Below are 9819 nucleotides of genomic sequence, written 5' to 3' on the forward strand. Positions count from 1 at the left end.
GCGAAGGGCCGTCCAGGAGGCGGCCGAGGGGGTTGGGGCCGGACTTCTACAATGTCAGCCAGTCTACAAAACCGGAACGCGCGCCGTGGCCACCGTCCAACCCGGGTCCTTCCTGACCTTGCACTACCGCCTGGCCGGCCCTGACGGGGCCGACATCATCAACACCTTCCACGACAAACCCGCCACGTTGTCGCTGGGCGCGGGCGAACTCGCCCCGGCCATGGAGCAGCGCCTGCTGGGGCTGGAGGAGGGCGCCCGCCGCGTCTTCGAGATCCCGGCCGGCGAGGCCTTCGGCGAGCGCAATCCGCAACTGCTGCAGCGCGTCAAGCGCAGCCTGATCGACGAGCTGGGTGACCCGGACGCCGACTACCACCCCGGCGACGTCGTGCAGTTCCCGACGCCCGATGGCACGGGCACCTATGCCGGTGTGGTGCGTGAGGTGGGCGACGAGTGGATCCTGTTCGACTTCAACCACCCCCTGGCGGGCGTGCCGGTGTCCTTCGAGGTCCAGCTCATCGGGGTGCTGTGATGGCGGCCGCAGAACAGGTGAAGCTCCAGGAGGTCGTGCTGGCCGAGCCGCGCGGCTTCTGCGCGGGCGTCGATCGTGCCATCGAGATCGTCGAGCGCGCGCTGCTGAAGTACGGTGCGCCGGTTTACGTGCGCCACGAGATCGTGCACAACACCTATGTGGTCAACGACCTGAAGGCCAAGGGCGCCATCTTCATCGAGGATCTGGCCGAGGTGCCCGAAGGCGCCACGCTGGTCTTCAGCGCCCATGGCGTGCCCAAGGCCGTGCGCGAGGAAGCGCAGCGCCGCGGCTTCACGGTGTTCGACGCCACCTGTCCGCTGGTCACCAAGGTGCATGTGGAAGTGGCCAAGCTGCGCAAGGAAGGCTACGAGTTCCTGATGATCGGCCACAAGGGCCACCCCGAGGTCGAAGGCACCATGGGCCAGTTGCACGATGGCATCTACCTCGTCGAGGACGTGGCCGACGTGGAGCGCGTGCAGGTCAAAAACCCCGCCAGACTGGCGGTGGTGACGCAAACCACCTTGTCGGTGGACGACGCCGCCGAGATCCTGGCGGCCGTGCGCCGGCGTTTCCCGCAGGTGCGCGAACCCAAGCAGCAAGACATCTGCTATGCCACGCAGAACCGGCAGGATGCCGTCAAAGTGCTCGCCCCGCAGGTGGACGTCGTGATCGTCGTGGGCAGCCCCACCAGCTCCAACAGCAACCGCCTGCGGGAGCTGGCCGATCGCCTGGGCACCCCGGCCTACATGGTCGACCAGCCCGACGACCTGCGCCCCGAGTGGTTCGCGGGCAAGCAGCGCGTGGGTCTGACGGCCGGTGCCTCGGCACCCGACATCTTGGTGCAGCAGGTCATCGAGCGCCTGCGGGGCCTGGGGGCCACTGCCGTGCGCCGCATGGACGGCATCCAGGAAACCATGCGCTTTCCGCTGCCGCGCGGTTTGGGCGACAAGTCCATGGGCCAGCCCCCCAGCCCCTCCCATCTGCACGCCAGCCCACGCTGATTCCCTTCTCCAGAACACGAACACACCATGCTCGACATCAACCTGCTGCGCAAGGACCTCGATGCGGTCGTGCAGCGCCTGTCCACCCGCAAGTCGCCGCAACCCTTCCTCGACGTCGAGCGCTTCACCGCGCTGGAAGCCGAGCGCAAGTTCATCCAGACGCGCACCGAGGAACTCCAGGCCAAGCGCAATGCACTGTCCAAGCGCATCGGCCAGCTCAAGGCCCAGGGTCAGGACACCGCCGCGACCATGGCCGAAGTGGCCGGCATCGGCGACGAACTCAAAGCCAGTGCCGAGCGGCTCGACGTGGTGCAGCAGGAACTGAACGCGCTGCTGATGTCCGTGCCCAACCTGCCGCACGACAGCGTGCCGGTCGGCGCGGACGAAGCAGCCAACGTCGAGGTGCGCCGCTCGGGCACGCCGCGCCGCTTCGACTTCCCCGTGAAGGACCACGTGGACCTGGGCACCCCGTTGGGCCTGGACTTCGAAACCGGCGCCAAGCTCTCGGGCGCCCGCTTCACCTTCATGCGTGGCCCCATCGCCCGATTGCACCGGGCGCTGGCGCAGTTCATGCTGGATGTGCAGACCACCGAGCACGGCTACACCGAGTGCTACACGCCCTACATCGTCAACCGCGAGGTGCTGGAAGGCACGGGGCAGTTGCCCAAGTTCAAGGACGACATGTTCTGGGTCCTGCGCGGCGGGGACGAACAGTCGCAAGAACAATACCTCATCTCCACCTCGGAGATCTCGCTCACCAACACCGTGCGAGAGCAGATCCTGCCGCTGGAGGCCCTGCCGATCAAGCTCACCGCCCACAGCCCGTGCTTCCGCTCGGAAGCCGGCAGCGCCGGGCGCGACACCCGCGGCATGATCCGCCAGCACCAGTTCGACAAAGTCGAGATGGTGCAGATCGTCCACCCCGACAAGAGCTACGAGGCGCTGGAGGAGATGGTGGGCCATGCCGAGGCCATCCTGCAAAAGCTCGGCCTGCCCTACCGCGTGATCACCCTGTGTACCGGTGACATGGGCTTCGGCGCGGCCAAGACCTACGACCTGGAAGTGTGGCTGCCGGCGCAGAACACCTATCGCGAGATCTCCAGCTGCTCCAACTGCGAAGCCTTCCAGGCCCGCCGCATGCAGGCGCGCTTCAAGAACGCCCAGGGCAAGAACGAACTCGTGCACACCCTCAACGGCTCGGGCTTGGCCGTGGGCCGCGCGCTCGTGGCCGTGCTCGAGAACTACCAGCGCGCCGACGGCAGCATCGAGGTGCCCGAGGTGCTGAGGCCCTACCTGGGCGGGCTTGCCGAGCTAAGGGCCTGACACGCTATAATCCAAAGCTTCGCTCGCGGAAGACCACCCGCGAGCCGACGATCCCAGGAAAGGTGGCAGAGTGGTCGAATGCGCCGGACTCGAAATCCGGTATACGGGTTTCCCGTATCGAGGGTTCGAATCCCTCCCTTTCCGCCAAAGATGTGTTCGGCAAGGTCCAGCGAAGTCCGAACAACCCCCTGTAAAGCCCCGTCAGACGGGGCTTTTTTGTTTTCCAACGTCTATTGTTGTTCTTTGACAGCCAGGCCGAAGTGGGGGCACTATTGGGGGCACAAACTGGCTGATGCCCCCGCCATTTCCCCCGAATGTGCCCCCATGCCGCTCACGGACACCGCTTGTAAGAACGCCCAATGCCCTGAGGGCAAAGCGCACGCCCGGTTCGCTGACTCGGGCGGCTTGTATCTCGAAGTGCTGCCCAACGGGGGCAAGTACTGGCGTATGAAGTACCGCTACGCCGGGAAGGAAAAGCGCCTTGCGCTGGGCATCTATCCGAAGGTGTCGCTTGCCGAGGCACGGCGCGAGCGCGACAAAGCCAAGGCGTTGTTGTCCGAGGGGCAAGACCCGTCGGCCCTGAAGCAAGAGCGCAAGCTCGCCCAGCGGCTGGCCTTGGGGGAAACATTCGAGGCAGTGGCCCGTTCCTGGTTCGAGCATTGGAAGGGTTCAAGATCGCCCCGTCATGCGGACTATGTGCTACGGCGCCTGGAGGCCGATGTATTCCCCGCGCTCGGGCGCAAGCCGATCGGGGAGATTACCGCGCCCCAACTGGTGGCGATGGCCAAGAGGATCGAAGCCCGGGGCGCCCTGGACATCGCCAAGCGATGCTTTCAGACGTGCGGACAGGTGTTCCGCTATGCCGTGGCCCATGGGCTCATCGAACGCAACCCCGCAGCGGACGTGAGGCCGTCGGACGCGCTGAAGTCTCGCAAGGCCACGAATTACGCCCGCATCGAGGCCAAAGAGCTACCCGAGTTGCTGCGCAAGATCGAGGCCTACGACGGTTCGCCCTACACCCGCTTGGCCATGAAACTCATGGCCTTGACCTTCGTTCGTACCGGCGAGTTGATCGCGGCGCGGTGGGACGAATTCGACCTGGAGGCGGCCGAGTGGCGCATCCCGGCCGAGCGGATGAAGATGCGCACCCCCCATATCGTGCCGCTGTCGCGGCAGGCGGTGGAGGTGCTGCGATGCCTGCATGAACTGCGCGGGCGCGGTGGGCTTCTTTTTCCCGGCGAGCGCGACCATGAAAAGCCCATGAGCAATAACACCATCCTGGCCGCGCTCAAGCGCATGGGGTATGCGGGGCGGATGACGGGGCACGGGTTCCGGGGGCTGGCATCGACGATCCTGCACGAAGCGGGTTTCGATCACGCGCACATCGAACTTCAACTGGCGCACATGGAGCGCGACGAAGTGAGCGCGGCCTACAACTTCGCCACGTACCTGCCCCAGCGGCGCCGGATGATGCAGTGGTACGCCGACCATCTGGACGCGCTGAGGCAGGGCGCGAAGGTCTTGCCCTTCAAGGCGGCCTGAACGATCAACACAACGCCCCACAGCGCGGCAGGGCTGGGGCTGAACCTTGGGAGATGTTGCTTGAAATGAAGGTCACCAACCGCCGGTGGATCACGAACCCCGCAGGCAACGGGGGCACGTGGCAGTACCACGACGACAAAGAGGCGTCATTCGTGCTCGAAATGCTGACGACCACGGGCATTGACCTATCGAGCATCGATTCGTTCATCGAGGGCAAAGAACACCCCCTGCCCGACTGGGTGGCCCAGCACTTGGCCGAGCGCCGCAGCGAAGCGCTGCACGCCTACCTGCAAGGCCATTTCGAATTGGCGCAATCCCTCGTTGATGCGCTTCGCAATGCCTGCCTGTACTACGGCCAGAACCTGGCCGCAGCCCCCGACGTGCAGGGAAACCGCAAGAAGGTCGCAGGTTCGCGTAAAGCTGCTAAGGCGCCAAGGGCCAGGATCGTTGATGACGATTGGGCGAAAGGCGAGTATCAGAAGCTGATTGACAAGGGCGTGTCGGTCCAACAGGCGCGCAGCAAGCTTCGCGAGCGGATCAATAGCAAGTACACGGCAAGCGATTCCACGGTCACCAGAGCGGTTAACCGCGCATCCGGCCATGTTCCTCAGAAGCGGGGCAAAAAAAATGTCACTAGCGCCGCTAGTGACAAAAAATGAGAGGCCGAGGGGCTTTCCTCATTCGTCTAGCTGTACATAATTCGTTCCAGTGACGCACAACAGCGTCACGAAAAGAAAACCCACCGACCCGCAAGGTCGATGGGCTCAAGCCCCGAAGGGGCCGTGTCCGGCCAACATAAGCCAAACACTACGCAACTGGTCGCGCCGGGCACGGTTCCTTTCGGTCATTGAACGATCCTTCGTGAAAGGAAATCGTATGGCGAGATTGACCGCCAGCCCGGACAGTAAAGCAGAGTTTAGCCCATCCTTAACCGGCGCGCACCATGCCCCCATGGCCGATGCGCTGCTGAGGCTGCGCGACGTGGTGGCGATCCTGAAGGTATCGCGCGCGACCGTGTACGCGTGGATCAAGCAAGGGCGCTTGCCCAAGCCCTTGAAGATGGGCCGCGCCACCGTCTGGCGTTCCAGCGAGATTCAGCAGTTCATCGCCAGTCTGGGCTGACAGGGGGGCGACATGGCCGACTTCATCATCGGGCGCGTGTGGCGCCGGTGTGACCCTGCGCGCGCGATCGAGGCAGCCCGGCAGCACGCCGCAAGGGCTTTGGGCTGGGGCCTGTGGGTGTGCAGCGCCAGCGCTGCCGGTTGTGTGGGGCCTGTGGCTGCACCTGCCGCGCACATGGTGCTGGCCCTGGTCACTGGGGAGGCTGGCGCATGGTGATCTGGGACGAAGTAAACCGCATCGGCGACGCGCTGCGCCACATCGACGCCCACGACCGCGACACGTGGGTGCGCATGGCCATGGCCGTCAAATCCGAACTCGGCGAGGCGGGCTTTGCCCTGTGGGATGCCTGGAGCCAGAGCGCCAGCAACTACGACGCGCGGGCCGCAAAAGACGTATGGCGTTCCATCAAGCCCGACGGCGGGGTGAGCATCGGGAGCCTGTTTCATGAGGCACGGGCCCATGGCTGGCGCGACGATCCGCCCCACCAGCCCGCAGCGCTGAACGACGCCGAGCGGGCGGACACGACCCACAAAGCCGCCACCATCTGGGGCGCGGCGAGCCCGGCGCGGGCCGGGCATCCCTACCTGATGCGCAAGGGTGTGGCGCCAGTGCCGACGCTGCGCGAGATCGACGCCGACAAGGCCGTGCAGATTCTCGGCTACACGCCACGGGCACGAGGCGAGCCGCTGGCGGGCCGCCTGCTGGTGGTGCCCGTCAAGCAAGGCGACCGGCTGGCAACGCTGGAACTCATCGACGAGGCTGGGCGCAAAAGCGCGCTGGCCGGGCGCGGCACGAAGGCCGGGGGCTACTGGGCCACGGCCAAGCTGCCCCAGGACGGCGGGGCCGCGCTGCTGATCGGCGAAGGGGTGGCGACCGTGGCATCGGCGAGCGAGGCAACGGGGCATGTGGGCATTGCCGCGCTGGCGTGCACCAACCTGCAAGCCGTGGCGCAGGCGATGCGGCAGCGATACCCCAACGCCGACATCATCGTGCTGGCCGATATCGACAAGGCCAGCGGCGAGCCCATCCGGCATGCGATACAGGCCGCGCGGGCCGCCGGGGCGCGGCTGGCGGTGCCGGAGTTCGGGCCGGATCGTGAGCCGGGAGACACCGACTTCAACGACCTGCACCGGCGCCGGGGGCTGGAGGCGGTTCGGTGCTGCATCGAGGCCGCGAGCCAGCCCGAACCCGCAGCGCTGGGTGTTCAACTGCGCAGAGCCAGCAGCATCGAGCCCGAGCCGGTGCGCTGGCTGTGGCCCGGTTGGCTGGCCGCTGGCAAGCTGCACATCCTGGCCGGTCGGCCCGGCTGCGGCAAAACGACGCTGGCGTTAGGCCTGGCCGCAACGGTCACGACGGCGGGGTGCTGGCCGGACGGCACGCGCTGCCCGCAGGCGGGCGACGTGGTGATGTGGTCCAGCGAGGATGACCCCGCCGACACCTTGGTGCCGCGACTGCTGGCCGCTGGAGCCGACACGCAGCGCGTGCACTTCGTGGGTGAAGTGCGCACCGGACACGAGACCCGGCCATTCGACCCCGCCGCCGACATGCGCGCGCTGGCCGAGGCGCTGGAGCGCGTGCGGCCCAGGCTGGTGATTCTTGACCCTATCGTGTCGGCGGTGGCCGCCGATTCGTACAAGAACGGCGAAGTGCGCCGGGCGCTGCAACCCGTTGTGGACCTGGCCGCGCGGCTGGGCTGCGCGGTGGTCGGAATCACGCACCTGACCAAAGGCACGACAGGCCGCGACCCTACCGAGCGCGTCACGGGGTCCATTGCGTTTGCGGCACTGGCCCGCGTGGTGATGGTGGCCGCCAAGCGGGAGAACACGGCCCCGGGCGAGGCAACGCGGCTGCTGGTGCGCAGCAAGTCCAACATCGGCGAGGACGCCGGAGGCATCGGCTACGACTTGGAGCAGGCCGAGGCCAAGCCGGGGCTGTGGGCTTCGCGCGTGACGTGGGCCGGGCTGGTCGAGGGCGCGGCCCGCGAATTGCTCGCGCAGGCCGAGTTGGTCCCCGACGACGAAGCCGAAGGGGGCGCACTGACGGACGCTATGGCGTTCTTGCGCGGGCTGCTGGAGGATGGGCCGATGCTGCAAAAGCAGGTGATGGCCGAGGCACGAGGCGCAGGCTACAGCGAGGCGACCATCCGCCGGGCCAAACAGCGGCTTTGCATCGAGGCCCGAAAAGAAGGCGGGTACTTCGGATCGTCGGGGCAACGGTGGATGTGGGCGCTACCCGCTGAAGATGCTCAAGAAAACCTGAAGGTGCTCATACCCAGAAAGGTGAGCATCTTCAGGAAAGATGAGCATCTTCAGGGCTACACCCCCGCACCAGCGACCCAGGCGGACCGCGTGGAGGATTGGCTATGACGGCTGCAACGCGCCCGGCCGACATCTTCGAAGCTGCCCGCGCTGCCGGTGTCGAGGTGCTGACCGACGGGCAGCGCATCGGGCTGCGCGGCCCGCGTGAGGCCGTGCAGCGGCTACGCCCGCTGGTGGCGCTGCATCGCGGCGAACTGCTGGCGCTGCTGGCTGCGTCACCTGCCGCCAATGACGAGCCCATCGGCAAGACCGCACACCGGCCTGCCGAGCCGCCAGCCCGGCGATGGGATCACGCCCCGGCAAGCGCAGAGGAAATCGAGCGCATGGCCCAGCGCACCGAGCAGGCACTGAACGCCGGATTGACGGCCAACGAAGCCGACGCGCTGGCCGACCGCCTGCACCAGCGCGACCGTGAGCGCGACGACCGGCGTTTGTGCCTGGAGTGCCGGCACCTGCGCGCTGACGCTGACGGCTGGCGGTGCGCATCCGCTCGGGGCCTGCGCGGGCCGCTGGCGCGCGATCTGGTGGTGCGGCTGTTGCAGCGGTGCAGCGGCTTCGAAGGGGCCTTCATGCAGGGGCGGGCTTAGGCAACGCCTATCGCCCCGGGGGGTGGGCTGAAAGTCTGGAAGCCTGGGCCCGGAAACCGGCCGGCCCCCCCAGAAACCACAAACCGCGACTTTCGCGCGCGCGCGAACCGAGCCCCCCGCGTGCTTTGGGTCGATGCACCAGACGCGACCCCCGGGGGGCAGTGCCCACCCAATCCGCGCGGGGGCACATTTGGGGGCATATTCTTCGTTCCGACCGGGCAGAACCCAGTAAACAAGCCATCAAGAACAATTCATTCGGATGACTCCCTTCCGCCAAACCCTTTGAAATCAACGACTTAGCTGATTTCAAATTGAGGGACAAAAGCCCCTCTCCGTGCAGTGGAATCCTTACTGAGGGATTTTTGTGGGGTCACCCCCGCTGTGCGGACCCCGCTGTGGGGCCCGCATAGGTCTCTCTACCTGTCCCCCACGAACTCGCGGCCCCCGTTTTCTGGGGCGCGGGTCTCGCTTCGAGGGGCGTGGGCTGAGTCGTGCAGCCCGCCCGTCTTGTTGCGGATCGTGCCACCGTGCGCCCACCGGCGAGGGTTGCCGGCATCAGCGATGGTGTGGACGGTCAGGGCGACGGCGGTGAGAAGACCGACGACCTTCATTGCTTACGCTGCGACTTCGGCTCCGGGCACGGGACCTCGGCGTTGAAGTTGTGGATGTAGCGGCTCACGCAGGTGCCGTCCGGCAGGCGGGCCACGTGGCCTTGGCTGTCCGAGTAGATCGGACGACCTTCCTTGTCCACGCCGATGATGACCGGGCCGCTGCCAGACGGGGCGGACGGGCCGCCTCGGGCGTGCGCCGTGCCAGAGAGGGCGGCGATGGCGACGATCAGGGCGCCGATGGTGTAGAAGGGGTTCATTCCTTCCTTTCCTTGGTTGGTTGGTGGAGCCGAAGCTCCCGTGACGATGGGCGGGGCACAGGTCTCTCTACCTGTCCCCCACGAACCCTTCAGTCCTTCTTCTGCTCCTGGCCCCCGCCTTGCACGGCGCTGATCCCGAGCAGCACCATCAGCGGGGCCCACCACGAGGCCGAGGAGGCGCTCGAAGGGGTGGGTGCAGGGGTCGGTGAGGGTGCCGGCGCTTTCGGCGCCGCAGCGGGCGGCATGGCCGGTTTCTGGACCGGCGCGGGAGCGGGGCGGACGACGATGGGCGTGGGGCGGATCGAGACGGCGCCTCTCCGGGCCTCTGCGGTCGGCGCGACCAGGACTGCAGCGAACGCCGCTGCGAGCAGCCAGTGATTCATGGGACTGACCTGCTCCCCGAGATCCGTACCACGGCAAAGGAACAAAATCCGCGCAACGCAAAGGAAGCGCGATGCGCAAGAGCAGGTACACGGAAGAGCAGATCATTGGGTTCATCAAGCAGGCTGACGCCGGCGTGAACGTGGCG

At 66.7% G+C, this 9819-nt stretch carries 11 protein-coding genes and 1 tRNA gene; 10 read left to right on the forward strand and 2 right to left on the reverse strand.

Annotated features, from left to right (window positions below):
* Positions 1-85: 85 nt before the first annotated feature.
* The 10 genes from AC1ECW_RS15045 (at position 86) to AC1ECW_RS15090 (ending at position 8422) form a co-directional block, all read left to right on the forward strand.
* Positions 86-529, forward strand: a complete 444-nt coding sequence (locus AC1ECW_RS15045) for an FKBP-type peptidyl-prolyl cis-trans isomerase (protein WP_409704744.1) — start codon at positions 86-88, stop codon at positions 527-529.
* Entirely contained in the window at positions 529-1530 is a 1002-nt protein-coding gene (gene ispH / locus AC1ECW_RS15050; RefSeq protein ID WP_409704746.1) for a 4-hydroxy-3-methylbut-2-enyl diphosphate reductase, read from the forward strand. Before AC1ECW_RS15045 ends, ispH begins: the two co-directional genes overlap by 1 nt.
* 27 nt (positions 1531-1557) lie before the next feature.
* A complete protein-coding gene (serS, locus tag AC1ECW_RS15055; RefSeq protein WP_481202159.1) occupies positions 1558-2853 on the forward strand; it encodes a serine--tRNA ligase in 1296 nt (431 codons plus the stop codon).
* Positions 2854-2909: 56 nt separating this feature from the next.
* Positions 2910-3000, forward strand: a tRNA-Ser gene (locus AC1ECW_RS15060).
* Between the two features lie 177 nt (positions 3001-3177).
* The gene (locus AC1ECW_RS15065) at positions 3178-4395 is read left to right on the forward strand and encodes a tyrosine-type recombinase/integrase (RefSeq protein ID WP_481202160.1); all 1218 of its coding nucleotides are present in this window, start codon (positions 3178-3180) and stop codon (positions 4393-4395) included.
* Positions 4396-4460: 65 nt separating this feature from the next.
* Positions 4461-5054: a hypothetical protein gene (locus AC1ECW_RS15070; protein ID WP_481202161.1), complete on the forward strand. Its 594-nt coding sequence runs from the start codon at positions 4461-4463 to the stop codon at positions 5052-5054.
* A 292-nt stretch (positions 5055-5346) separates the two neighbouring features.
* Positions 5347-5517: a helix-turn-helix transcriptional regulator gene (locus AC1ECW_RS15075; RefSeq protein WP_481202162.1), complete on the forward strand. Its 171-nt coding sequence runs from the start codon at positions 5347-5349 to the stop codon at positions 5515-5517.
* Between the two features lie 12 nt (positions 5518-5529).
* Positions 5530-5733: a hypothetical protein gene (locus tag AC1ECW_RS15080; RefSeq protein ID WP_481202163.1), complete on the forward strand. Its 204-nt coding sequence runs from the start codon at positions 5530-5532 to the stop codon at positions 5731-5733.
* A complete protein-coding gene (locus AC1ECW_RS15085) occupies positions 5727-7883 on the forward strand; it encodes an AAA family ATPase (RefSeq protein ID WP_481202164.1) in 2157 nt (718 codons plus the stop codon). Before AC1ECW_RS15080 ends, AC1ECW_RS15085 begins: the two co-directional genes overlap by 7 nt.
* Entirely contained in the window at positions 7880-8422 is a 543-nt protein-coding gene (locus AC1ECW_RS15090; RefSeq protein ID WP_481202165.1) for a hypothetical protein, read from the forward strand. Before AC1ECW_RS15085 ends, AC1ECW_RS15090 begins: the two co-directional genes overlap by 4 nt.
* Before the next feature lie 607 nt (positions 8423-9029).
* Here the strand turns inward: AC1ECW_RS15090 and AC1ECW_RS15095 are convergent.
* Complete coding sequence (locus AC1ECW_RS15095) at positions 9030-9290, reverse strand: hypothetical protein (RefSeq protein WP_481202166.1); 261 nt, start codon at positions 9288-9290, stop codon at positions 9030-9032.
* An 89-nt stretch (positions 9291-9379) separates the two neighbouring features.
* The gene (locus AC1ECW_RS15100) at positions 9380-9673 is read right to left on the reverse strand and encodes a hypothetical protein (RefSeq protein WP_481202167.1); all 294 of its coding nucleotides are present in this window, start codon (positions 9671-9673) and stop codon (positions 9380-9382) included.
* Between the last annotated feature and the right edge of the window lie 146 nt (positions 9674-9819).

This window comes from Caldimonas hydrothermalis (genome assembly GCF_056746695.1).

Bases quoted from the DNA above. Each gene is read 5' to 3' on its own strand.
- AC1ECW_RS15095 (WP_481202166.1), bottom strand. From the start codon at position 9,290: ATGAACCCCTTCTACACCATCGGCGCCCTGATCGTCGCCATCGCCGCC.
- AC1ECW_RS15065 (WP_481202160.1), top strand. From the start codon at position 3,178: ATGCCGCTCACGGACACCGCTTGTAAGAACGCCCAATGCCCTGAGGGC.
- AC1ECW_RS15070 (WP_481202161.1), top strand. From the start codon at position 4,461: ATGAAGGTCACCAACCGCCGGTGGATCACGAACCCCGCAGGCAACGGG.
- ispH (WP_409704746.1), top strand. From the start codon at position 529: ATGGCGGCCGCAGAACAGGTGAAGCTCCAGGAGGTCGTGCTGGCCGAG.
- AC1ECW_RS15080 (WP_481202163.1), top strand. From the start codon at position 5,530: ATGGCCGACTTCATCATCGGGCGCGTGTGGCGCCGGTGTGACCCTGCG.
- AC1ECW_RS15100 (WP_481202167.1), bottom strand. From the start codon at position 9,673: ATGAATCACTGGCTGCTCGCAGCGGCGTTCGCTGCAGTCCTGGTCGCG.
- AC1ECW_RS15090 (WP_481202165.1), top strand. From the start codon at position 7,880: ATGACGGCTGCAACGCGCCCGGCCGACATCTTCGAAGCTGCCCGCGCT.
- AC1ECW_RS15075 (WP_481202162.1), top strand. From the start codon at position 5,347: ATGGCCGATGCGCTGCTGAGGCTGCGCGACGTGGTGGCGATCCTGAAG.
- AC1ECW_RS15085 (WP_481202164.1), top strand. From the start codon at position 5,727: ATGGTGATCTGGGACGAAGTAAACCGCATCGGCGACGCGCTGCGCCAC.
- serS (WP_481202159.1), top strand. From the start codon at position 1,558: ATGCTCGACATCAACCTGCTGCGCAAGGACCTCGATGCGGTCGTGCAG.